The organism is Asticcacaulis sp. P2_C5 (assembly GCF_056404555.1).
In genome coordinates, this window is sequence record NZ_JBFUDU010000005.1 from 22328 (window position 1) to 46081 (window position 23754).

Sequence of the window (23754 nt, forward strand, 5' to 3'; positions counted from 1 at the left end):
GGCAGAATATCCCTGTTGTACAAGTGACCAATCTTCTTGATGAGCTTGAATTCAGGCTTTTGTTTTAATTGATTTTTTCGGTGTTGCTGTACCGCCACATTGTAGCAATGTAGGAACATTCATTTAGCCCGGAGGGCACGACGGCGCATGGCGGTTGCGCGTTTTGGCCTGCCTCACCGCTCTCCTTATGGCTTCTTTATAAACCGCACCAAAGACGTTATGGCGCGCTTATCCGCTGCGCCATAATTCTGAGTGTTGGGGGCCGTACGGCCGAATTGCGCCTTATTTTCTCCCATAAAAATTACATAAACGCCGTTCCTTACAGACAGGAAATCCCCATGGCGCCCTTAGATGCCGTCCTTGAACTGGCCGAAGAACCGGCGAAAGAGGGAGGCGAGATGGCTGCCCTCCTCCATGTCCTCACAGCCCTGCGCAAGGGCCAGGCCGATGTCCGCCTGCCCGTCGAATGGACGGGGGTCGCCGGCAAGGTCGCCGACGCCTTCAACGAAGTTGTCGAATTGAACGAACGCCTCGCCGCCGAACTGGGCCGCCTCAGCAAATCGGTCGGCAAGGAAGGCAAGCTGTCGCAACGCCTCGACCTCGGGACCGTTTCGGGTTTTTGGCGCGGCTCTGTCGAGTCCGTCAACGACCTGATCGACGACCTGGTCCATCCGACGACCGAAACCGCCCGGGTGATCGGCGCCGTGGCCGAGGGCGACCTCAGCAAGACCATGGCGCTGAAAATCGATGACCGCCCGTTGCAGGGTGAATTCCTGCGCACGGCCAAGACCATCAATACCATGGTCGATCAGCTGGGCTCGTTCGCTGCCGAAGTGACGCGGGTGGCGCGCGAAGTCGGTACCGAAGGCAAGCTGGGCGGCCAGGCCAAGGTCGAAGGCGTGTCCGGGACCTGGAAGGACCTGACCGACTCGGTGAACTCCATGGCCGGCAACCTGACCTCCCAGGTGCGTAACATCGCCGAAGTGACGACCGCCGTGGCCAATGGCGACCTGTCGAAAAAGATTACCGTCGACGTGAAGGGCGAAATCCTCGAACTGAAAAACACCATCAACACCATGGTGGACCAGCTGCGTTCGTTCGCTTCCGAAGTTACGCGGGTGGCGCGCGAAGTCGGCACTGAAGGCAAGCTGGGCGGCCAGGCCAAGGTCGAAGGCGTGTCCGGTACGTGGAAGGACCTGACCGACTCGGTGAACTCGATGGCCGGCAACCTGACCTCACAGGTGCGTAACATCGCCCAGGTGACGACGGCCGTGGCCAATGGCGACCTGTCGCGCAAGATCACCGTCGACGTTAAGGGCGAAATTCTCGAGCTGAAAGACACGGTCAACGCCATGGTGGACCAGCTCAACTCGTTCGCCGCCGAAGTGACGCGGGTGGCGCGCGAAGTCGGCACCGAAGGCAAGCTGGGTGGCCAGGCCGAGGTGCGCGGCGTGGCCGGCACCTGGAAGGACCTGACCGACTCGGTGAACATGATGGCCGGGAACCTCACCGGCCAGGTGCGTAACATCGCCGACGTGACGACCGCCGTGGCCAACGGCGACCTTTCCAAGAAAATCACCGTCGATGTTAAGGGCGAAATCCTCGAGCTGAAAGACACGGTCAACGCCATGGTGGACCAGCTCAACTCGTTCGCCGCCGAAGTGACGCGGGTGGCGCGCGAAGTCGGCACCGAAGGCAAGCTGGGCGGCCAGGCCGACGTGAAGGGCGTGGCCGGTACGTGGAAGGATCTCACCGACTCGGTGAACTCGATGGCCGGCAACTTGACCGGCCAAGTGCGTAACATCGCCGACGTCACCAAGGCCGTGGCCGCCGGCGACCTGTCGAAAAAGATCACCGTCGACGTGAAGGGCGAAATCCTAGAACTGAAGAACACCGTCAACACCATGGTGGACCAGCTGTCGTCCTTCGCCTCGGAAGTGACGCGGGTGGCGCGCGAAGTCGGCACCGAAGGCAAGCTGGGCGGCCAGGCTGAAGTGCGCGGCGTCGCCGGTACATGGAAGGACCTGACCGACTCGGTGAACATGATGGCCGGTAACCTGACCGGCCAGGTGCGTAACATTGCCGACGTCACCAAGGCCGTGGCCGCCGGCGACCTGTCGAAAAAGATCACCGTCGACGTGAAGGGCGAAATCCTTGAACTGAAGGACACCATCAATGCCATGGTGGACCAGCTCAACTCGTTCGCCGCCGAAGTTACCCGCGTGGCGCGCGAAGTCGGTACCGAAGGCAAACTGGGTGGCCAGGCCGAGGTGCGCGGTGTGGCCGGTACGTGGAAGGACTTGACCGACTCGGTGAACTTCATGGCGTCGAACCTGACCGCCCAGGTGCGTAACATCGCCGACGTGACGACCGCCATCGCCAATGGCGAGCTGAAGCGCAAGATCACCGTCGACGTTAAGGGCGAAATCCTTGAGCTGAAAGACACCATCAACACCATGGTCGATCAGCTGTCCTCCTTCGCTTCCGAAGTGACGCGGGTGGCGCGCGAAGTCGGCACCGAAGGCAAGCTGGGCGGCCAGGCCGACGTGCAGGGCGTGGCCGGTACCTGGAAGGACCTGACCGACTCGGTGAACTCCATGGCCGGCAACCTGACCGGTCAGGTGCGTAACATCGCCGACGTCACCAAGGCTGTGGCCGCCGGCGACCTGTCGAAAAAGATCACCGTCGACGTGAAGGGCGAAATCCTCGAACTGAAAAACACCGTCAACACCATGGTGGACCAGCTGCGTTCGTTTGCCTCCGAAGTGACTCGGGTCGCCAAGGAAGTCGGCACCGAAGGCAAGCTGGGCGGCCAGGCGCGGGTCGAGGGCGTGTCCGGCACCTGGAAGGACCTGACCGACTCGGTGAACATGATGGCCGACAACCTGACCAGCCAGGTGCGCGGCATCGCCAAGGTCGTGACCTCGGTCGCCAACGGCGAGCTGAAACGCAAACTGACCGTGGAAGCGAAGGGTGAAATCGCCGAACTGGCCGACACCATCAACAGCATGATCGACACACTCGCCACCTTCGCCGACCAGGTGACGACCGTGGCCCGCGAAGTGGGCGTCGAAGGCCAGTTGGGCGGCCAGGCCAAGGTGCCGGGCGCCTCCGGCACGTGGAAGGGCCTGACCGAGAACGTCAACCAGCTGGCCGCCAACCTGACCACGCAGGTCCGCGCCATAGCCGAAGTGGCCACCGCAGTGACCAAGGGCGACCTGACGCGGTCCATCACCGTCGACGCGCAAGGCGAGGTCGCGGTGCTGAAGGACAATATCAACGAAATGATCCGCAACCTGCGTGACACGACGCAGAAAAACACCGAACAGGACTGGCTGAAAACCAACCTGGCCAAATTCTCCCGCATGTTGCAGGGCCAGCGCGACCTGACCGCCGTCGGCCGCATGGTCCTGTCGGAACTGTGTCCCGTCGTCAGCGCCCAGCAGGCCGAATTCTACGTCCTCGATAACCGCAACGATAACCAGAAACTGACCTTGCTGGCCAATTTCGCCTCCAAGGGCATGACCGACATCGGCAAGCAGATCGATATAGGCGCCGGCGTCCTGGGCCAATGCGCCGTCGAAAAGCGCAAGATCGTGCTCAACAACCTGCCTGACGACTATATGCTGTCGATCTCGTCGGGCCTCGGTTCGGCGCCGCCGCGTTCGGTGATGGTCCTGCCGCTGATCTTCGAAGGCGAGGCCAAGGGCGTACTGGAACTGGCCTCCTTCGAAGGCTTCAACCCGTCCCACCAGGCCCTGCTCGACCAGCTGACGGAATCGATCGGCATCGTGCTCAACACCATCGAAGCCAATATGCGGACCGAAGACCTGCTGACCCAGTCGCAGTCCCTGGCGCAACAGCTCCAGACCCGCCAGGAAGAACTGCAACAGACCAACGAAGCCCTGCAGGAAAAAGCCCGCCTGCTGGCCCAGCAGAACCACGAGGTCGAACGCAAGAATTCCGAAGTCGAACAGGCCCGTCAGGAACTGGAAGACAAGGCCAAACAGCTGGCCCTGACGTCGAAATATAAGTCGGAATTCCTCGCCAATATGTCGCACGAACTGCGCACGCCGCTGAATTCGCTGCTCATCCTGTCCGACCAGCTGACCAAGAATCCGGAAGGCAACCTGACGCCGAAACAGACGGATTCGGCAAAGACCATCCATTCGTCGGGCACCGACCTGCTGATGCTGATCAACGACATTCTCGACCTGTCGAAGATCGAATCCGGCACTGTGGTGGTCGAAAGCGGCGAATTGCGCCTCGACGACCTCAACGGCTACGTCAAGCGAACCTTCAATCACATGGCGGAATCGAAGAATATCGATTTCCAGGTCGGTTTCGATTCCCGCCTGCCACGTTCGATGTTCACCGACGCCAAGCGCCTGCAGCAGATCATCAAGAACCTGCTGTCCAACGCCTTCAAATTTACCCATCAGGGGCGTGTTACCCTGTCGGTCGAGCCGGCGATCAGTGGCTGGTCTTCGGACAACGAAGACCTCAACCGCGCCCCCGAAGTCCTGGCGTTCTCGGTCACCGACACCGGCATCGGCATCGCCGCCGACAAGCAGATGATCATTTTCGAAGCCTTCCAGCAGGCCGATGGTTCGACCAGCCGCAAGTACGGCGGCACCGGCCTGGGCCTGGCCATCTCGCGCGAACTGGCCCGTCTGCTGGGCGGCGAAATCCGCCTGATGTCGGTGCCCGGCCGCGGTTCGACCTTCACCCTGTACCTGCCGGCGACCTATGCCCAGCGCCGCAACAAGGCCCTGACGGAGGCCATGGCCCGCACCGAACTGCCGGCCGTGACCCGGCTGGCCCTGGCATCCCATACCCTTGAGCTGGCGCCCGAGCCCCAGTCGGATACTTCGCTCCCCGAAACCCTGGCCAACGAAGTCGGCGACGATCGCGCCTTCATCCAGCCCGGCGACGCCGTGGTGCTGATTGTCGAGAACGACCTGGGCTTTGCCCGCTTCCTGCTCGATGTGGCGCGTGAAAAAGGCTTCAAGGGCCTGGTCACCTCGCTGGGCGCCGCCGCCCTGGCCCTGACCCACGACTATAAGCCCGGTTGCATCCTGCTCGATATTCACCTGCCCGACATGCAGGGCTGGCGCGTCATGGAGCGGCTGAAGAACGATATGGCGACGCGCCATATCCCGATCTGCATCATTTCGACCGATGAATCGCGCGATCGCGCCCTGACGTCGGGTGCGCTCAGCTTCGTCACCAAGCCGATCCAGAAGCACGAGGTACTGGACGACCTGCTGGGCTCTCTGGCCGACTACCTTAATCGCCAGACACGTCGCGTGCTGGTCGTTGAAGGCGCCGCCGATCGCCGTGACGCCATCACGGGTCCGCTGGCTATCGACGGTATAGACATCGTAACCGCCAAGACCTCGGCGGAAGCGGTCAAAAAGCTGCGCAAACAGTCCATGGACGCCATCATTATCGGCTCTCCGGCGCCGGAGGTGATCGAAGACCTGATCCAGCAGGGTGATGCGGCGGGGGTCATTGCCGGCCGTATCCCGGTCATCCTGTTTGGCGACGCCGAACTCGACGAGAATGCCGTTCGCCGCCTGGCCCAGGCCTTCCCGGTCAGTGTTGTGCATTCGGCCGACCGGCTGCTCGACGTCCTGACCCTTCATCTGCACCGCCGCGTCGACAGCCTGCCCGAAGGCGCGCAGTCGATCCTCTTCGACCTGCACCAGTCGAACAAGTTGCTGGTCGACAAGAAGGTGCTGATTGTCGACGATGACGCGCGCAACATCTTCGCCCTGACCAGTGTCCTGGAAGAGCACAATATGAATATCGTCTCTGCCGACAACGGGCGCGACGCCATCAATATCCTGATGGACGATCCCGAGATCGATATCGTGCTGATGGATATCATGATGCCTGAAATGGACGGCATGGAAACCATCCAGGAAATCCGCAAGGTGTCACGGCTGAAGAACCTGCCCATCGTCGCCGTTACCGCCAAGGCGATGAAGGGCGACCGCGAAAAATGCATCGAGGCCGGGGCTTGGGATTACCTGTCGAAGCCCGTCGATTCCGAGCAGATGATTACCGTTCTGCGCGCCTGGCTGCACCGCTGATGGTCGTGGAACCCGTTCAACCGAAGACGGAAACAATCCTTCTGGTCGACGATCGTCGCGCCAATCTGATGGTCTATATCTCGATCCTCGAGGAGTTGGGCCAGACCCTGGTCACGGCGTCGTCGGGCGAGGAGGCGCTGAAACTGGTGCTCAAGCACGACTTCGCGGTCATCCTGCTCGACGTCAACATGCCGACCATGAACGGCTTCGAGACCGCCGAACTGATCCGCAAACGGCGCAAATCGGCGTCGACCCCGATCATTTTCCTGACCGCCTTTACGGACGAGATGAGCATCAGCCAGGGCTATGCCTCGGGCGCCGTCGACTATCTGCCGACGCCGATCGTGCCCGAGGTGTTGAAGGCCAAGGTCAAGGTATTTATCGAGCTGTCGCAGATGCGCAGGCAGGCCGCGCTGCAGGCCGAGGAACGGGCGCGCCGCGAAGCGGCAGAGGAGGCCGCGCGCAGCTTCGCCTTCCTGGCCCAGGTCAGCGATGCCTTGGCGCGGTCGCAAAACCGCTGGGACTTCATGCGTACCCTGGTTCAATTGCCGGTGCCCGATATCGCCGATGCTGCTCTGGTCTGGGTGCGCAGCGACGTGTCCGGCCACGAGAGGGCTGGCAACGACGTCGATCGAATCGAATGGGCCGACAGCGAAGGCCGCATGACGCCCAGTCCCGACGTCCTCGACCGGTTGGAACCCGCCGTCACCCGCGTCATGACCGACGGCCGCCCCGCCCTGTTTCAGGACCTGGTGGGCGGCGCCATGGCCTATGCCCAGATATTGCCGCTGATGGTGCAGGGCCACGGCCGCGGGGTCCTGGTCCTGGGCTCGCGTGAGCTCCGTCCGGTGATCAGCCCGCTTGCCGTCGACCTGGCCTACCGCGCCGGCGTTGCGCTGGAAAACGTCATGCTGATGGAGCAGATCCGCGAAGCTGACCGACGCAAGGACGAATTCCTCGGTATGCTGGCCCACGAACTGCGCAATCCGCTGGGACCGATCTACAACTGCCTGCAACTGCAAAAGCTGCTGCCGCCGGGTGATGCGCGTATCACCACAGTGCGCGACACCATGGACCGCCAGGTCAAGCATATGGGCCGGCTGATCGACGATCTGCTCGATGCGACGCGCCTTGCGCACGGCAAGATTCTGCTGCGCACCGAACGCTGCGACCTGAACGAAATCGTCCGCCAGACGGCCGAGGACTATCGCAGCCTGATCGACGCCAACAATGTCAGCCTGAAACTGGTCACGCCCGAGACCCCGGTCTGGGTCGATGGCGATCCGACACGCCTGCTCCAGGTGGTCGGCAACCTGCTGCACAATGCCAACAAGTTCAGCCAGGCCCACGGCCTGATCACCCTGCGCGTCGACGTCTCGCCGCAAAATCTGGCGCGGGTCAGTGTGTCCGATACCGGCATCGGCATCGAGCCCGCCATGCTGTGCCACGTTTTCGATGTCTTCCGCCAGGCGGATCAGGGGCTGGACCGGTCGCGCGGCGGCCTTGGCCTGGGGCTGGCCCTGGTCAAGGGCCTGGTGCAATTGCACAGTGGCATGGTCGAGGCGTCGAGCGAGGGACTCAATCGTGGCGCCGAATTCCGTATCAGCCTGCCTTTGGCCATGTCGGCGGCTGCGGCGCAGAACACGGACCGTCCGGCCGTCAATACCGCGGACAGCTTGCGTATCCTGGTTATCGAAGACAATGTCGATGCCGCCGAAAGCGCGCGCATGCTGCTGATGCACGAAGGCCACGAGGTCGAGATGGCCCACGATGCCATGACAGGGCTCGACATGGCCTACAGCTTCGGACCGTCGGTTATCCTGTGCGATATCGGCCTGCCGGTCATGGATGGATACCAGATCATCCGCAAGATCCGCGACGATCCGAAACTGGCCGGAACCTATGTCATTGCGCTGACCGGTTATGGTCGCGAAGCTGACCAGCGCCGTGCGCTCGACGCCGGCTTCGACCTGCACCTGACCAAGCCGATCGACTTCGCCACCCTTCGCGCCGCCCTGGCTCAGGCGCACGCGCCTTTGGTTGCGGCGAGCTAATATCGCGCTCGATTGCCGGAAAGCGCTGCGTTTGTGGCGCCTTCCGTTTTTTGGAACGCAGATTACGCAGATTAAGAGGGCGATTTTTCAGAGCTCCATGCTGAGGCAAATTGCCGGTAATCGACAATTCAGGGCGCAAAGCGCCTTTCAGGTTTCAGATGTTCTCTCGATGTTTCGGATAAGTCACTGAAAAATATCCTGCTTTCTTAATCTGTGTAATCTGTGTAATCTGTGGATGAATCCTACTGTCGTCTCGGTGCATCAGCGGCCAGACGTAATGTTTAGCGATAGGTTCCAGCGCGGACCGTCACAGTTGACATCCGCCGTATTCGCCCATAATAGCCTTCGCCATGTCCGCTTTGATGACCCCAATGACAAGCCTGAAAACAACCCGCTGCGGCGGGGCGTGTTCGGGTGTGCGCAGGGTTTAGAGCGCGACAATCCGAGATCAGCCCCGCCGAAGCGCGGGGCCGGCTCACCTGATCGGCAGATACCCGCGCCTCCGCACATACAGGAGACGCAACCTATGAATTCCGATTTTCCCTCAGAACCCAATGTCGGTATCGTCGGCGCGACCGGACTGGTCGGCGAGATGATGCGCGCCCTTTTGCTTGAGCGCAATTTTCCGCTCAAGTCTCTGCGCCTGTTCGCCTCGTCGCGCTCGGCCGGCACCTCTATTACCTGGGGCGATAAGGACATCGTCGTCGAAGACGCCGCCATGGCCGACTATGCCGGCCTCGATCTTGTCTTCTTTTCCGCCGGCGGTTCGACCTCACGCGCATTGGCGCCGAAGGTTGCGGCCGCCGGCGCCATCGTCATCGACAACTCGTCCGCCTGGCGCGACGATCCTGAGGTGCCCCTGGTCGTTGCCGAGGTTAATCCCCACGCGCTCGCCTCCATCCCCAAGGGCATTATCGCCAATCCCAATTGCACGACCATGGCCGCCATGCCGGCCCTGAAGCCGCTGCATGACGCCGCCGGCCTGAAGCGCCTGACGGTGAGCACCTATCAGGCGGTATCGGGTGGCGGCCTTGCAGGCATCCGCGAACTGGAAGCCCAGGTCCGCGCCGCCAGCGGAGACATTGCCGGCCTGGCGCGCAGCGGCGACGCCATTGCTTTTCCTGCGCCGGAAAAGTGGGTGGCGCCCATTGCCTTCAACGTCGTGCCGCTGAACTATATACTCGGCGAGGACGGCTATACCGAAGAGGAAAACAAGCTGCGCGACGAAAGCCGCCGGATTTTGGACATCCCCGGGCTGCCGGTGTCGGGCACCTGTGTCCGTGTGCCCGTCTTTACCGGCCATTCCTTGTCGATCAATGCCGAGTTCGAACGCGAAATCTCCGTCGCCACGGCGCTGGACCTGCTGGCGAAGGCGCCCGGTGTCGTCGTCACCCAGGCCCCCAATCCCCTGACGGCCACGGGCCAGGACCCGGTTTTTGTCGGCCGCGTCCGCAGCGATCCGACGGTCGAACACGGCCTGGCCCTGTTCGTGACGGGCGACAACCTGCGCAAGGGCGCGGCACTCAACGCCATCCAGATCGCCGAGGTCCTTATGGGCAATCGCGTCTGATCGGAATGCCGGAGCCGGTGGATTGGCACCGGTTCCGGCGTCGCTTCCGATAAATCCGGTACCCAATCCGGATCGAAACATTACGCGCAAAGGCCTAGCTACGGCTTTCCGAGCAAAGGAGAGCCCATGCCCAAAGATGCCCCGGACACGTCGCCAGCCGTCGACGGCAAGGTACTGATCGTGATCGATGCGCAAAAGGGTTTCGTAACCGAGGCCTCCGAGCACATACTGGAGCCGATCGAAAGCCTGCAATATACCTTCGACAAGGTCGTCTTCACGCGCTTTCACAATCCCGACCCGTCACCGTTTCGCCGTATCCTGAAATATTGCAAACTGGCGCCGGAGAGCGAGGAGACGAAGCTGGCCATTTCAGCGCGCAACGACGCGGTGATGATCGAGCGTCCGCTGTACAGTTGCGTCACACCGGAGCTGCGCCGCCTGCTGGCCCATTGGAAGGCCGACGAGGTCTATGTCACCGGCATCGCCACTGAAGCCTGTGTGTTGAAAACCGTCCTTGATCTGGTCGAGTCCGATGTCCGGCCGTGGGTCATTGCCGACCTGTGCGCCAGCGACAAGGCCTACCGCTACCACGACATGGCGCTGGAACTGATCGCCAGCCTGATTGGTTCGGAACACATTATCAACAGCGACGCCCTGGCGGATCCTGAGACTGTATAACGCGTACAGGGGCTTACGAGGTGTTTATAACCGGCGCGCCTCCACCCATATCGATCTTATCCGGTCCCTGAGATAGTCCCGCATCCGGCGGGACACCTCACCCAATTCCAAAAGGACCAGGCCATGGATATCTACAGCTATATCAGGAAAGACCACGAAAAAGTCGCCGGCCTCATGCAGCAGGTGGTCGACAGCCGCGATCCCGCCGAGCGCCAGACCCTGTTCGAGACCATCCGTACAGAGCTGATCCTCCACCTCGGCAGCGAGGAACAGACCTTCTACAAGGCGATCGAGGACGCGACCCGCGCCCAGGCGGTCGAGGAACAGATGGAACACGCCGAGCACGAACACGATGAGGTCCGCCAGTATCTCGACAAGCTGAGCACCTTATCCGTCGACGACGAACTGTGGATCGAGACCTTCGGCGAGTTCAAGCACGCGGTTTCCCACCATGTCGAGGAAGAGGAGGGCGACGTGTGGAAGAAGGCGAAAAAATACCTGAGCAGTCACGAAGCCACCAAGCTCGCCAAGGAAATGGATGCCGCCAAGCAGGAGATGAAGGACGATGTCGACCTGCCGGCCGGCGCCTTCCATAAGTCCGGCAAGCAGACAAACGTGCCGCACGCCCGCTAATCAGGGCGCTTCACCGCAAAACTTAACTCGGTGCCCTCGGGTGCGCTTGTGACGGTCAGGTCTGACCCCAGCAGGCGCGCCCGTTTCTGCATGTTGTTGAGCCCGCGGCCGCCGTTCCGCGTCGTAGCCGTATCGAACCCGCGACCGTTGTCACGCAAGGCGATGCGGATCATCCCGCCTTCCGGCGCCAGGGTCAGGCTCACGCGCGTCGCTTCGGCATATTTCAGGATATTGGTCATGCCTTCCTGCAGGATGCGGTAGATGTGCAGAATCTCCTGCGGCCGGAAACCCTGGAGATTGCCATCCAGCCGGTTCTGCCAGTCCAGGGTGATGCCGGCCGCCTTCAGTCGAGGCTGCATCCGCTCACGGAAGATAGCGAGCGCCACGTCGAGGGAATCTCCGACGCTGTCCATCGAGTCGATGATCAGGCGCAGGTCGTCGATCGCCGCCTGGACCTGCTGGCGGATGCGATCCTGCGGCACATCGGGCCCTTTCAGCTGCAGCATCAGGCTGACCAACTGGCCGCCGATGCCGTCATGCATGTCGCGGATCAACCGCTGGCGTTCGGTATGGATGGCGTTCAACTGTTCCTGTTCGCGCAGCCTGGCGTAGGAGTCGCGGATCTCGCCTTCCTTCTGAGCCACCTGCAGCGCCAGATTGGTCCGCGCCGCGTCGGCCTCGCGATAGAGCTTGTAGCCGCGCACCACCAGATGCCCGGCCACGGCAGCGATCAGTACCATCGGCAGGTAATAGGCGGCATCGATAAACCGCCGGGCATGGAAGACGACGACGAAGGCATCGTAGAGTTCCGACGCCATGAACAGGGAGGCGACAATGATGGCGCCGCCGGCTTCACGCGGACGCACCCGGGCGAATTGCCACAGGCTCCACACGGTATAGGCGGTCAGGCCGATGACGGAGATGGGGTTGAGCAGGTTCATGACCAGGTCGTAAAGCTCGCCGTGGCTGAACAGGACCGCGGCCAGGGCTGCACAGAAGACGGCAAGGAGCCCCCAAAACCACGCCCGGTGCCAAGCGGGCTGGCCCGTCCAGGCCTGGACGAAAAAGGCTGCCGTCGCCAGGCTGAGATAGTGGATGGCATAAACGAGGGAAAAGAAGCTGGTATATTCGATGCCATTGCCGGCCCACACGAAGGCATAGGCGCGCAGGCTGAGGCAGATCATGAAGGCGGCCAGGCTGGTGAACAACGAGCTGTAGCCCGATATCGGCAGCAGGCACAGGGCGACCAGGGCGACCAGGGCGCCCGCCACCGCCGTCACGATCGGCACATAGTGCCCAAGCAGCAGCATGTGGTGCTCGTAGGCCTTGAACGGTTCCAGCGGGCCGAAATAGGCCGTCTCGACATAGGGTGTGCAGCCGGTGCGCGTCACCACTATGTCGACGCGGTTGACGCCCGGCTGCATCAGGTCGCCGGGAATGCCGATCAGGTAAGGTCTCCGCTCCTCGCGGCTGGGTGCCAGCGAGAACTGGCCGCGTGGCGTGGCGATCAGGCGACCATTGATATAGGCTTCGAAATTGTCCGAAATCCAGGGCACATAGAGGCCCCAGTTGACGTAGGTATTGGCCGTGACGTCGAAACTGATCTGATAGGCCGGACTTTTGTAGCCCTGGTAACAGGGACCAGGCAGGAACGGGAAGGTCTGGCGCGTTTTCGGGTCACGGGCCGCGAAGTCGGGTGTCAGTCCCGGAAGTTGCCGGACATAGATATCCTGCACCTCGTAGGATTTCATGAAGGCGTGTTCGTGCGGCGTTTCGCCGATGACGATCAGGGTTGCCCAGAACAGGCCCTGGATCACGACCATGGTCAGGATCAGCTGCGCTATGCCACTCTTCCACCATGGGCGGTCGCCCGTCATTGGCGGATCAGGCCGCGATGGACCGCCTCGAAAACCGCTTCGCCGCGCGATCGCACGGCCAGCTTGCGGTAGATGGCCTTGATATGATCGCCCACCGTATAGTGCGAAATCTCCAGCGCCAGCGCGACTTCCTTGTTGCTCAGTCCCTTGGCCAGAAGCTGCAGCAGTTCCAGTTCGCGCGTCGTCAGATTGGCGTCTTCCAGGCTTTCGTGGGGCGCTTCCGGTTCGGGGACGGTCTGGTTGCGCAGGTGGCGCAGCAGATAGGCGGCGACTGAGGCGCTGATGGGAGAACCGCCGTTCAAAGTCTGGCGCACATGGTCGATCAGGTCATCGTCGGCACTGTCCTTGAGGAGGTAGCCGTCGGCGCCGCGCGCCAGGGCGCTCATCACGCTGGTCTCGTCGCCGAAGACGGTCAGGACCAGGATGCGCGGTGGCGGCGCGCAGGCCAGGGCCTCGCCGATCAGATCCAGGCCGCTGCCGTCTTCGAGGCCCAGGTCGAGCACCAGCAGATCGAGCGGACGACGGATGAGCTCCCGGCCTTCGGCCAGAGATCCCGCCTCGCCTTCAAGCACGAAATCGGGCGCGGTGGCGAAGATTCGCCCCAGATGCTGGCGGATGACCGGATCGTCCTCGACGATTCCAATACGGCTGGGACGGGCGTCAGGCATGATCGCATTTATCCGGCAAGTCACCGTGCCTGTACACCCCTTAATCGCGGGATGGCGGCACAGGCCGCGGACGCGTTAGGAACGCCGGCATATTGCAATGGAGAGCGCTATGGCCGGCAAGCTGGCAAGTCTGCTTCTGACAACAGGCCTCGTCTGCCTGAGCGCCTGCACGGCGCAAACGCCGGCGCCCGGCCTGACGGCGGCCGGAGGTGATATGTCGGTCATGGCCCGCGCGGCCCAGGCGCTGAAAGCCGGCGATATGGCCGATGCGATCGCCGGGTTCGGCGATGCTGCGGCGCGTAACCCGTCCGATCCCAACCGCCAGACCCTGCTGGCCCTGGCCTATGAGCAGGCGGCCGCCGGCGATCCGGAAAAGCTCGACATGGCGTCTGCCGGCTACGACCTGGCCCTGCGCAGTGGTCAGGACGCCTATTGGGCCAGCGTCCTCGCGGGTCGGGCCGCGTTCAGTCGTGGTCGTTATGCCGAGGCTGAATCCTATTTCGCTCGCGCGGTGTTGGCCCGGCCCCAGGACGGCCGCGCGCTCCTGGCCCTGTCAATGGCGGCCTATCGGGCCGGCGACCCGGCGCTGGCGGCGGTTGCGGCCGACCGTGCCGCGAAACTGCCCCAGGACGCCGAGGGCGCGACGGCGTCGGTGCGCATGGCGGCCCTGTCCTATGCGGCGATCGGCGACGGTGATACGGCGCGCGCCCAGGTCCGCACCCTTGCGCTGATGTCGCCCGATACGGCGGCGGAGACCGCGCCGCGTGTCGAGGATCTGGTTCGTACCAGCTTCAGCGACACGCCGTCACAGGCCACGTTTGCCGCGCCCGAACCGATCAACCAGGTCTCGGTCGATGTCGCCATCGTCCTGTCGCAGACGATGCAGCAGGACACGGTCGGCATGAACCTGCTCGACGGGTTGAAGCTGCAATACGGTTATGAATCGCAGTCGTCCGTCACGCGGTCACAGGGCGCCGATATCTCGCCCTATACCCGGACCATCACCGACGCCATCAGCCTGCCGCAACTGACCTACAGCCTCAACCTGTTCAACCGTTTCGGCCAGTATTACAGCGTCGTGGCGCGGCCCATGCTGACCGCCTATGCCGGCGAAACCTCGGACTTCTTCGTCGGACGCACCGCCCGCGTCGCGGTCGGCGGCGTCAATACCAGTTCGCTGGAAAGCATCGATGTCGGCACGACGGTTCACGTCACGCCGATCGAGATCAATGGCGACAAGACCAAGCTGCGCATCGAGGTGTCGCGCTCCTACCTGTCGGGTGACCAGGTCGGCACATTTGCCGAATCGTTGATTACCTTCCGCCAGTCGGTGACCGCGACTGTCGAGGTCGGATTCGGCAAGACCCTGATCCTCTCGGGCCTGTCGGAAGCCGTGCGCGATTCCTCAAGCTCGCGGACGCCGGGCATCGGTCATGCGCCTGTGGTCGGCTCGCTGTTCAACCGCCGCTCGACCACCAACCGGCGCGACGCCGTGCTGATCCTGGTGACGCCCGCCCCGGCCCAGGCCATGGATGCCCAGCCGTGGTCGCGTCCGGACGCCGTGCAGCGCTTGGTCGGGCTGTGGGACACGGTCGTGGCGCCGGGCAGCGACCTTACCACCATCACCGCCCAGCTGTCGCATTCGCGTCTGTTCAAGCGCGGCCGGGCAGGGGACGCCACGCTCGACTGGCCCAACCTGCCGCGCGACGAAAGCGAAATCCTCGGCGACCTTTTGCTGCCCTGAGTTTTTAGAGCGGGCCCGAACCCGCCGAACCTTACCGACTTTCAACCCGCGGGGATCAACGGAGATTGATCATGAAACCTGTAGTCTGCGCGTTCATCACCCTGGTGCTTGCCGCGTTCGCAGCGCCCGCCCTTGCCGCTGAAACCATGGCGCCACCGCGTGACAGCGATCGCAACTGCGCCCAGCCCCACGAACGAAATCCGTTCGCCTTCTGGCACGCCGGCGACGGTGTGATGCGCTTTTCCGGCAGCGGCAGCCAGTCGTTCGAATTCTATGGCCAGGGCATCGACTTGTCGCCCAAGGCCAGTGTCAGCGGCATAACCGGTGTCGGCGGCGAGGTGGCGCATGCCGCCATCACCGATCGCCGCATCGGCGTGGTCAATTCCGCGCGTGGCTGCGGCAATATCGCTTCGGTCGTCGTCGAAATCACCCTGCCGAAGGTCACCTCGGCCAATTCCGGCGTGCTGCATATCGGCAGCGAAGAGTTCGACATCCGCGCCGTTCCGATCGTCGTCGCTCAGGCCGAATGGGAAGAAGACAATTTCAGCAATGGCGCTTCCCTGACCGCGGCGGAACGTCAGGCCAATGATGCGCAGTTGCTGCAAACCGCCAGCAATACCTGCAGCCAGCGCCTGCTGGCTGGAATATCGACCTGTTTTATCCAGGGCTATTTCCTGGGTGCCACCGCCAATCAGGCCTGCGTGAACTTCCGCGCTATGGGGGCGACCTGCGATACCCAGATGAACCGCCCGGCCTTTGAACATGGTGCTGATTTTCAGGCGACCGTCGGCAATTGCGGCGACGAAAACGGCGTACGGACGCAATTGACCGCCGCCACGCCGCCGACCTTGACCATTACCCTGCCCAATCAGCGCGACGGCGCGGTGTTCAACTGCTGGACCAAGCCTGTCCTGGCCGCCTATGACCGGCTGGGCACCGGCAAGGTCACCGCCAAGTTCCCGGTCACCACGGTGACGACCACGCTGAGCCAGACCAGCAATGGCGGGCCTGTCCTGGGCTTTACCGACACGGCCGATACGTTCAGCGGCCGCCTGGGGACCCTGACCTTGCCGCGTGACACCTGGCGCGACCTTGTGGGAGTCTATAGCTACGATCTGAGCCTTAACCCGACCTCCGACTCGGCCAAACTACGGCTCGTCATCCAGTCGCAACCGGGGTTCGGCGTCCGATCGGTCGCAGCCCCGTTTTTCTTGCCCAATATCGGGCGCACCGTTTCGGATTATAAATTGACGGTGACGCCGATCCAGGCAACGCGCGCCGCCCAGACCTTTGCCTATAGCATTGCCGGCCAGCCCGCGGGTACCAATTGCCTGACCGGTGGAACGGGCGCGGTCACGCCTGCCGCAAATCTTGCGAGCTTTCCAATTGCGCTGACGGTGAATGAGGTCGCCGATTGCTACAACCGGCCTTTGACGATCACGGTTACGGCGCAAGGCGCGACAGCCGGCGATGCGCGGTTCGGCAAGAGCATTACGGTGACCATAGCACCGAAAACGACCTTGCTCGTGCCGGATACCCCCTCAAGGACGCCCGCCGTCTCTCCCACAGCGATCCACCCCTGACTCTGCGGACGGGGTGAACCTTACGGCGGCGCGGGTCCCCTGCGTCGCCGTTTTTTTAGAGCGCAATCCGATAAAGTGGATGCCACCGCACGGGCGGCCCCGTTTTCGGTTAAATTGCGCGGCAAAACAAACAATTGGAGTGAAATGACGATTCTACCTAAAGTCATTTCGCTCTAGAGGTGCTGCTCAGGCCATATCAGTCTGTCTTGGCCGGTTTGTCGCGTTTGAGCAGCAATTCGGTCGCCTTGGTAATCGCCAGGCCCATGATAGCGCCAGCCAGGAAGACGCGCCATATGCGCGGCCACGACGGCGATGAGGACGACAGCGACACAATCGGCGTCGAAGGCTCGTGATCGTGCGGCGGCGGCGCCTTGGGCGTCTTGGCAATCAAAGGTCCCTTCGGCTTCCAGACATAGACATCGACCTTTTCCGCGTCGATGTTCCGTGGCGCCGACGGTGGCGGCATCGTAGTGGTTTGGGGGGCGGAGCGAGGCGTGACGATATCCATAGCGATCTCCCGGGGCATTGCTGACCCGGACTGTGCCGCCGATTGCGGTAAAAAAGCAGTAGTTATTGCAAGGCGAGGATATCGGTCGCCAGTCTACGCGGTGCTTCGCGGTGACTGATCAGGATCAGGCCCTGGCCGGTCCGTGTCAGCCGATGTTCCAGCCGCTGGACCACAAGGGCTTCGGTGGCAGCATCCAGGCCTTCCGTCGGTTCGTCGAGGATCAGAACCGGCGCCTGGCGCAGATAGGCACGTGCCAGGGCCAGGCGCTTGCGCTCACCGCCTGACAAGGTGATGCCGCCGTCCCCGATCCAGGTGTCGAGGCGGCGTGGAAGGGCTCGCATCCGCGCGCCAAGTCCTGCATCGTCGAGCGCCGCCCACAGTGTCTCATCGTTGAGGCCAGTGCCGGCCATGGTCAGGTTGTGACGCACCGAACCGGTCAGTATGCCGGCGTCCTGCGGCGCCAGCGCAAACAGGCCGGCATCAAATACGCCGGACAGTTCGGCAAGATCACGCAGACCGATCAGCCCTTCGATCAGCCGCGTCTTGCCCGCTCCCGAAGTCCCGTCGATACGCAGTCGCAGAGTTCCGTCGAGTTGAAAACGCCGCGAACCATGGCTGAAGAAGGCGTTGCGCAGATCCAGGCCTTTGCGCGGGCTGGCGCCACCCATATCGTAAAGCGCGGCGACACGCGTCTGCGCCTGGGCCTGAATGTGCTTCTGGCCGAGCGCCTTGATGTAAACGCCCAGGCTTTCGAAACCCTGGCTGGCTGCCAGCATGGCCAGGGCCAGGCCGGGCAGGGCAGTATGGCGGCTCACCAAAGCCATGCCGGCCAGGCAGATGCCGGTCATGAACAATAGCCAGGCCTGCGCCACCGTATCGCGGGACACGGTGCGCGATCGCGCCGCCATAAGCTGGTCCTCAAGCTGTACCAACCCCAGGTCGAAGCGGTTTTGCGGATCGGCCGTGCGGATATCCGGCATGATCGTCAGCAATTCCTGGAAACGTCCCTTGAGGGCTGCGACGGTTTCGCTCTCACTGTCGTTAGACCGGACGGGAAGCCGGCGGTGAATCCACAACGCCCCGCCCAGGCTCAAACCTATGCCCATGGTCAGGACAGCCGCAGCGCTCATCGATCCCAATCCCGCCAGAACCAGAGCCATGACAGTTCCGGCTATGGCCGAAGAGGCTGCGCTGCGCATGACCAGGCCGTTTTCGATCGTGCCGACATCCTGGACAAATCGACTCGAAGCGTCGCCGCGGCCCAGCCGCAACACGGTTTCGGGTGAGATGCTTAACATGCGTTCGAACAGGGCCGGTCTCAGTTGCGCCATGACGCGCAGGGCGACGCCATGGCCGACCAGCCTTTCACCATAGCGCAGTCCCGTGCGTGCGATCGCCAGGAAGCGGATGGTCGCAGCCGGCAGGAGATAGTTGAAGGCGTGGGCGACAAGCGGACCGGCTGCGCCTGCGATGGCTGCGCCGGTCAGGAACCAGCCTGACATACCCAATAGCCCAACCGCAGCGACCGACACACCGGCTGCCATCGCCGAAGTCAGTATGAGGCGGCCGGAAAAACCGCGCCGCAGAGAATTGAACATGGCCTTGAAATCACCGGTCACAGGGCAATCACCTGATCTGCCATGCCCTTCAGCCGCGCTGAATGGCTGCAAAGCAGAACCGTGCGCCCTTCGAACAGCGCCGGCAGCAGGGCCATCAATTCGTCTTCGGCCGCGGCGTCGAGATCGGCCGACGGCTCATCCAGAAGCACCACAAGGGCTGGCTTCAGCCAGGCGCGCGCCAGGCCGATGCGCCGTCGCTCGCCACCGGACAGCCCGGTGCCGCGATCGTCCAAAACTGTGTCCAGGCCGCCTTCGCGACGACTTATCAGGTCTCCCAGGCCGAAACGTGTAACGGCTTCCGCCACGCTGGCGTCATCGGCATGGCGATTGGCCAGCCGCAAATTGTCACGCAGGCTTCCGGCGAGGATTGGCGGTGTCTGGGCAACGTAGGCAATTTGCCCAGACACGTCATGATCTGGGCCGATGTGCCGGCCATCGACCCTCACACCCGCCGCCCGACCGGGCTCGAGCAAAAGGCGCAGCAGGGTCGTCTTCCCGGAGCCCGTCGCACCCGACAGGCAGGTGACGGAACCCGGCGCACACGCGAAGCTGACCGGCCCGATACAAAAATCGGCATCGTCGGCAAAGGAGACAACGACCTTGTCGTAAACGATCTCCGGTGGCGTCGTCATTATTGTCGCCGCGATAGGCGCGTCCATTATGGCAATGGCCATCAGCCTTTCGGTGGCCGCCATAGCCGCCTGGCGGTCATGATAGGCGGCGGCCAGACGGCGCATCGGGGCATAGATTTCCGGACTCAGTGCCAGTACGAAGAAGGCCGTCGCGAAGGTCAGGGGCTCCGGCGACGTGAACGGCAATTCACCCAGCAGGTAGAAGCCGCAATAGACGGCGATCAGGGCGACGCTGAGCGCGCTGAAAAACTCAAGAACGGCCGAGGTAACGAAGGCAATCTTGAGCACGCGCAGGGTCCGTTCGGCGACGTCGTGGGCTGCGCGGCCGACCGTCTGGGTCTGACGCCGTCCATCATCAAAGGCGAGAATGAGCGGCAAGGCGCGTATACGGTCGAGCAGCAGGTTGGAGAGCCGCGACAGCGCATCCATCTGCCGTTTCGCCTCTGCAGCATTGCTCATGCCCAGAAGCGCCATCAATGCGACAAACGGCAGCAGGGTTGCCGCCAGAATAACGGCGGCAACCCAACTGTGGCTAGCAATGATACCCAGGATCAGCAATGGCAAGACCCGCGCCTGCAGTTCTGCCGGGCGGAAGCGGGCATAATAGGCTTCGAGCTGCTCACTGTCTTCGAACAGCGTATTGAGCCCGGCCGCGTTGGCGCGCGCATCGATACGTCCGGCGAGGGCGAGAGACATGAAATCGCCCCGGATGCGTCGTACGATTCGTTGTGCTGACCTCACATTAAGCCTATGAGCATAAAGGCCCAACACTGCCCTGGCCGTCATGACGACCACAAGGATGGCTGCCGGAGCAAGGACGGACGAAAGATCTGGATTGCGGCCGGCCAGATTGGTCACGGCGTGACTGAGCCCCCAGGCGAAGCCGACCACCAGCAGATTGTCGGCCAGCGACAACCATGTACCAGCTCGACCGGACCCATCGCTATCGCGTCCCCAGGAGTCCAGGCGGGCGCGAATCTGGGCAGGAGAGGGATCGGGTTTCGGGTGCGACAATTGGGCGGTTGAGAGCGTCAGAATAAGGCCCTAATATTTGTATGGATTTGTTGCGCGACCATAGTTTGGCAAAGACTGGGTTTGGCAAAGATTGGGTCTGGCAAAGACGGGCATGAGAGATTTTGTCACGACAGGCTTTGATTTACATCAAGGCTGCCGCAACAGCGAAGCGTATTTTAGATGTTGTCCCATCCAATGGGACACAAGGATGAAAGAGCCAAGCATGGACTTCACTACCGTCGACCTGTCACGGCTGCAATTCGCCCTGACGGCCATGTACCACTTCCTGTTCGTGCCACTGACCCTGGGGTTGAGCTTCATGCTAGTCATCATGGAAAGCGTCTATGTCCTGACGCGTCAGGAGATATGGCGGACCATCACGCGCTTCTGGGGGATGCTGTTCGGCATCAACTTCGTGCTCGGCGTCGCCACCGGCCTGACCATGGAATTCGAGTTCGGCATGAACTGGTCGTATTATTCGCACTATGTCGGCGATATCTTTGGTGCCCCCCTCGCCATCGAAGGCCTGATGGCCTTTTTCCTCGAAGCGACCTTTGTCGGCCTGATGTTCTTTGGCTGGGAAAAGCTCTCCAAGCCCGCCCACCTGATGGTCACCTTTCTGGTCGCGCTCGGCACCAATCTGTCGGCCCTGTGGATTCTGATCGCCAATGGCTGGATGCAGCACCCGATCGGCGCCGAGTTCAATCCGGCGACCATGCGCATGGAGGTGAGCAACTTCATGGAGGTCTTGTTCAACCCCGTCGCCCAGGCCAAGTTTGTCCATACCGTCAGCGCCGGCTACGTTCTGGCGGCCGTCTTTGTGATGGGCGTTTCGGCCATCTATCTGTTGCAGGGTAAGTGGGTAAGCGTCGCGAAACGCTCGATGGCGGTGGCGGCAGCTTTTGGCCTGGCATCAGCCCTGTCGGTTGTCGTCCTGGGTGACGAGTCGGGCTACACCCTGACCGATAACCAGAGGATGAAACTGGCAGCCCTGGAATCGATGTGGCACACGGAAAAGGCGCCGGCCGGCATCGCCCTGTTCGGTATCCCCAATGTCGCGCAACAGCGCACCGACTACGAGGTCAAGATTCCCTATGTCCTGGGCCTGATCGCCACGCGTAGCCTGGATAAGCCGGTTATCGGCATTCTGGACCTGGTCGAAAAGGCGGAAGGACGCATCCGCTCAGGCATGGTGGCCTATGACGGCGTCGAGCGCCTGAAGGTCAATCCAAATGACATCGCGGCGCGTGCTGAATTCGAAAGCCACAAGGCAGACCTTGGCTACGGCCTCCTGCTGAAGCGTTATGTCGCCGATCCGCGCACCGCTGATGACGCCACCATCCTCAAAGCCGCCAACGATACCATTCCCAATGTGCCGGTCATGTTCTGGACCTTCCGCGCCATGGCCGGCCTGGGATTCTTCTTCATCGGCCTGTTCGCCCTGGCCTTCTATATGGTCACTTTCGACAAGGTGCGGGCAAAGTGGTTTCTTGGTCTTTGCATCCTGGCCATACCCTTGCCGTGGATCGCCATCGAAGCCGGCTGGGTGCTGGCTGAGATCGGACGCCAGCCATGGGCCGTGGACGGTGTCCTGCCGACCTTCATGGGCGCCTCCAGCCTGACCCGGACGCAGATCTGGCTGACCATAGTGGGCTTCACGGTGATGTATGGCGTCATGGCGGTGATCGAGATCGGCCTGATGATCAGGACCATCAAGAAGGGACCCTATGAAGCCAAGCTCGGCCGCATGCATCACGACCCGGAAACCAGCCCGACCGACGATCCGGCCATGCCGGTCATTGGCCCTGCAGAGTAAATTCTAAGCAACTCCAAACCGCGTCTTCGCGGCTTGGCAAGCGCGACCGCGCGCCCGAGCTGATGCGAGGAGCCTCGCGGCAATTGAGCGGAGAAGAAAATGGAACCGATTATCGACTATCCGACCTTGCGGGTCATCTGGTGGGGCCTTCTGGGCGTGCTGTTGATCGGCTTTGCCATCATGGACGGCTTCGACATGGGCGCCATGGTGCTGATGCCGTTTATCGGCCGAAACGATGCTGAGCGCCGCGCCGTCATCAATACGGTCGGCGCGACATGGGAGGGCAATCAGGTGTGGTTTATCGTCGGTGGCGCCGCCATTTTCGCCGCCTGGCCTTTCGTCTATGCCGTCAGCTTTTCCGGCTTCTATCTCGCCATGTTCCTGGTCCTGATGGCGCTGATCCTGCGACCCGTCGGGTTCAAATACCGCTCGAAACGGCTGGGCAGGGTATGGCGGCGCAACTGGGACTGGGCGCTGTTCACCGGCGGCCTGGTTCCTGCCCTGGTATTCGGCGTCGCCGTCGGCAATGTCCTGTCCGGCGCGCCGTTCCGTTTCGACTCGGACCTGCGCGTCACCTATGACGGCGGCACCTTTATGAGCCTGCTGAAGCTGTTCACGCCGTTCACCCTGCTGTGCGGCCTGACCTCGGTCGCCATGCTGGTCACCCAAGGGGCCGCCTGGCTGGGTATGAAGGTCGAAAAAGGGCCCCTGCACGATCGCGCCATGAGCTATGGATCGCTTGCGGCCCTTGCCACCATCGTCCTGTTCGCTGTCGGTTACGTCTTCATCCGTTTTACGGACCTGGGCTTCCACGTCGTCGCGGACGTCCTGCCGGCGGGGCCCTCCAACCCGACCCGCGCCGAAGTCATCCCTTCCGCCGGCGCCTGGCTGGACAATTACGCTAAATATCCGTGGATGTGGGCTGGGCCGCTGCTTGGCTTTGCCGGACCGCTGGCCGCCTTCCTGGCCATGCGCATAAAGTCGGGTCTTTTGGCCTTCCTGAGTTCATCGCTGGGCGTCGTCGGCATCATATCAACCGTTGGCCTGTCGATGTTCCCGATCATCCTGCCCAGTTCAGCCGACGCCCATTCGAGCCTGCTGGTGTGGACGGCGTCGAGTTCGCACATGACCCTGGGCATCATGTTATTCGTCACGGCGATCTTCCTGCCACTGGTCCTCTACTACACCGCCTGGGTCTACAAGGTCCTGTTCGGCCGGGTCGGCGTGGGCCATCTCAAAACCAACCCCGATCTGTATTGA

14 protein-coding genes are annotated in these 23754 nt (G+C 62.3%); 9 read left to right on the forward strand and 5 right to left on the reverse strand.

Features of this window, described 5'->3' with window-relative positions:
• Nucleotides 1-338: 338 nt before the first annotated feature.
• The 5 genes from AC1DXO_RS09995 to AC1DXO_RS10015 all read left to right on the forward strand — a co-directional run bounded on the left by AC1DXO_RS09995 (nucleotide 339) and on the right by AC1DXO_RS10015 (nucleotide 11033).
• Entirely contained in the window at nucleotides 339-6098 is a 5760-nt protein-coding gene (locus AC1DXO_RS09995; protein ID WP_476977990.1) for a HAMP domain-containing protein, read from the forward strand.
• Between the two features lie 5 nt (nucleotides 6099-6103).
• Nucleotides 6104-8152 carry a response regulator gene (locus tag AC1DXO_RS10000; RefSeq protein WP_476977991.1) on the forward strand — a complete coding sequence of 683 codons (2049 nt, stop codon included), beginning with the start codon at nucleotides 6104-6106 and terminating at the stop codon, nucleotides 8150-8152.
• A 526-nt stretch (nucleotides 8153-8678) separates the two neighbouring features.
• Nucleotides 8679-9722: an aspartate-semialdehyde dehydrogenase gene (locus AC1DXO_RS10005; protein ID WP_476977992.1), complete on the forward strand. Its 1044-nt coding sequence runs from the start codon at nucleotides 8679-8681 to the stop codon at nucleotides 9720-9722.
• A gap of 126 nt (nucleotides 9723-9848) precedes the next feature.
• Nucleotides 9849-10400, forward strand: coding sequence for a cysteine hydrolase family protein (locus AC1DXO_RS10010; protein ID WP_476977993.1), 552 nt, complete (start codon nucleotides 9849-9851; stop codon nucleotides 10398-10400).
• Between the two features lie 123 nt (nucleotides 10401-10523).
• A complete protein-coding gene (locus AC1DXO_RS10015; protein ID WP_476977994.1) occupies nucleotides 10524-11033 on the forward strand; it encodes a hemerythrin domain-containing protein in 510 nt (169 codons plus the stop codon).
• On the opposite strand, the gene AC1DXO_RS10020 is transcribed toward AC1DXO_RS10015, so the two are convergent.
• A complete protein-coding gene (locus tag AC1DXO_RS10020; protein WP_476977995.1) occupies nucleotides 11030-12910 on the reverse strand; it encodes a sensor histidine kinase in 1881 nt (626 codons plus the stop codon). The genes AC1DXO_RS10015 and AC1DXO_RS10020 overlap by 4 nt on opposite strands.
• On the reverse strand, nucleotides 12907-13578 hold the full coding sequence (locus AC1DXO_RS10025; RefSeq protein WP_476977996.1) for a LuxR C-terminal-related transcriptional regulator: 672 nt from the start codon (nucleotides 13576-13578) through the stop codon (nucleotides 12907-12909). The genes AC1DXO_RS10020 and AC1DXO_RS10025 overlap by 4 nt, the downstream gene beginning before the upstream one ends.
• A gap of 109 nt (nucleotides 13579-13687) precedes the next feature.
• On the opposite strand from AC1DXO_RS10025, the gene AC1DXO_RS10030 reads away from it, so the two are divergent.
• Together AC1DXO_RS10030 and AC1DXO_RS10035 are read left to right on the forward strand one after the other, a co-directional pair.
• Entirely contained in the window at nucleotides 13688-15322 is a 1635-nt protein-coding gene (locus AC1DXO_RS10030; protein WP_476977997.1) for a secretion protein, read from the forward strand.
• A 71-nt stretch (nucleotides 15323-15393) separates the two neighbouring features.
• The gene (locus AC1DXO_RS10035) at nucleotides 15394-16905 is read left to right on the forward strand and encodes a hypothetical protein (RefSeq protein ID WP_476977998.1); all 1512 of its coding nucleotides are present in this window, start codon (nucleotides 15394-15396) and stop codon (nucleotides 16903-16905) included.
• A 196-nt stretch (nucleotides 16906-17101) separates the two neighbouring features.
• On the opposite strand, the gene AC1DXO_RS10040 is transcribed toward AC1DXO_RS10035, so the two are convergent.
• The 3 genes from AC1DXO_RS10040 to AC1DXO_RS10050 all read right to left on the reverse strand — a co-directional run bounded on the left by AC1DXO_RS10040 (nucleotide 17102) and on the right by AC1DXO_RS10050 (nucleotide 20678).
• Complete coding sequence (locus tag AC1DXO_RS10040) at nucleotides 17102-17413, reverse strand: hypothetical protein (RefSeq protein ID WP_476977999.1); 312 nt, start codon at nucleotides 17411-17413, stop codon at nucleotides 17102-17104.
• A gap of 62 nt (nucleotides 17414-17475) precedes the next feature.
• Nucleotides 17476-19032, reverse strand: coding sequence for an amino acid ABC transporter ATP-binding/permease protein (locus tag AC1DXO_RS10045; protein ID WP_476978000.1), 1557 nt, complete (start codon nucleotides 19030-19032; stop codon nucleotides 17476-17478).
• Nucleotides 19029-20678, reverse strand: a complete 1650-nt coding sequence (locus AC1DXO_RS10050; RefSeq protein ID WP_476978001.1) for an ABC transporter ATP-binding protein/permease — start codon at nucleotides 20676-20678, stop codon at nucleotides 19029-19031. Before AC1DXO_RS10050 ends, AC1DXO_RS10045 begins: the two co-directional genes overlap by 4 nt.
• Before the next feature lie 223 nt (nucleotides 20679-20901).
• On the opposite strand from AC1DXO_RS10050, the gene AC1DXO_RS10055 reads away from it, so the two are divergent.
• Together AC1DXO_RS10055 and cydB are read left to right on the forward strand one after the other, a co-directional pair.
• Complete coding sequence (locus AC1DXO_RS10055; protein WP_476978002.1) at nucleotides 20902-22494, forward strand: cytochrome ubiquinol oxidase subunit I; 1593 nt, start codon at nucleotides 20902-20904, stop codon at nucleotides 22492-22494.
• A 99-nt stretch (nucleotides 22495-22593) separates the two neighbouring features.
• Nucleotides 22594-23754 carry a cytochrome d ubiquinol oxidase subunit II gene (cydB, locus tag AC1DXO_RS10060; protein ID WP_476978003.1) on the forward strand — a complete coding sequence of 387 codons (1161 nt, stop codon included), beginning with the start codon at nucleotides 22594-22596 and terminating at the stop codon, nucleotides 23752-23754.

Excerpts from the sequence above, each read along its gene's own strand:
- AC1DXO_RS09995 (WP_476977990.1), top strand. The coding sequence starts at position 339 with ATGGCGCCCTTAGATGCCGTCCTTGAACTGGCCGAAGAACCGGCGAAA.
- AC1DXO_RS10005 (WP_476977992.1), top strand. The coding sequence starts at position 8,679 with ATGAATTCCGATTTTCCCTCAGAACCCAATGTCGGTATCGTCGGCGCG.
- AC1DXO_RS10010 (WP_476977993.1), top strand. The coding sequence starts at position 9,849 with ATGCCCAAAGATGCCCCGGACACGTCGCCAGCCGTCGACGGCAAGGTA.
- AC1DXO_RS10015 (WP_476977994.1), top strand. The coding sequence starts at position 10,524 with ATGGATATCTACAGCTATATCAGGAAAGACCACGAAAAAGTCGCCGGC.
- AC1DXO_RS10020 (WP_476977995.1), bottom strand. The coding sequence starts at position 12,910 with ATGACGGGCGACCGCCCATGGTGGAAGAGTGGCATAGCGCAGCTGATC.
- AC1DXO_RS10025 (WP_476977996.1), bottom strand. The coding sequence starts at position 13,578 with ATGCCTGACGCCCGTCCCAGCCGTATTGGAATCGTCGAGGACGATCCG.
- AC1DXO_RS10030 (WP_476977997.1), top strand. The coding sequence starts at position 13,688 with ATGGCCGGCAAGCTGGCAAGTCTGCTTCTGACAACAGGCCTCGTCTGC.
- AC1DXO_RS10035 (WP_476977998.1), top strand. The coding sequence starts at position 15,394 with ATGAAACCTGTAGTCTGCGCGTTCATCACCCTGGTGCTTGCCGCGTTC.
- AC1DXO_RS10040 (WP_476977999.1), bottom strand. The coding sequence starts at position 17,413 with ATGGATATCGTCACGCCTCGCTCCGCCCCCCAAACCACTACGATGCCG.
- AC1DXO_RS10055 (WP_476978002.1), top strand. The coding sequence starts at position 20,902 with ATGGACTTCACTACCGTCGACCTGTCACGGCTGCAATTCGCCCTGACG.
- cydB (WP_476978003.1), top strand. The coding sequence starts at position 22,594 with ATGGAACCGATTATCGACTATCCGACCTTGCGGGTCATCTGGTGGGGC.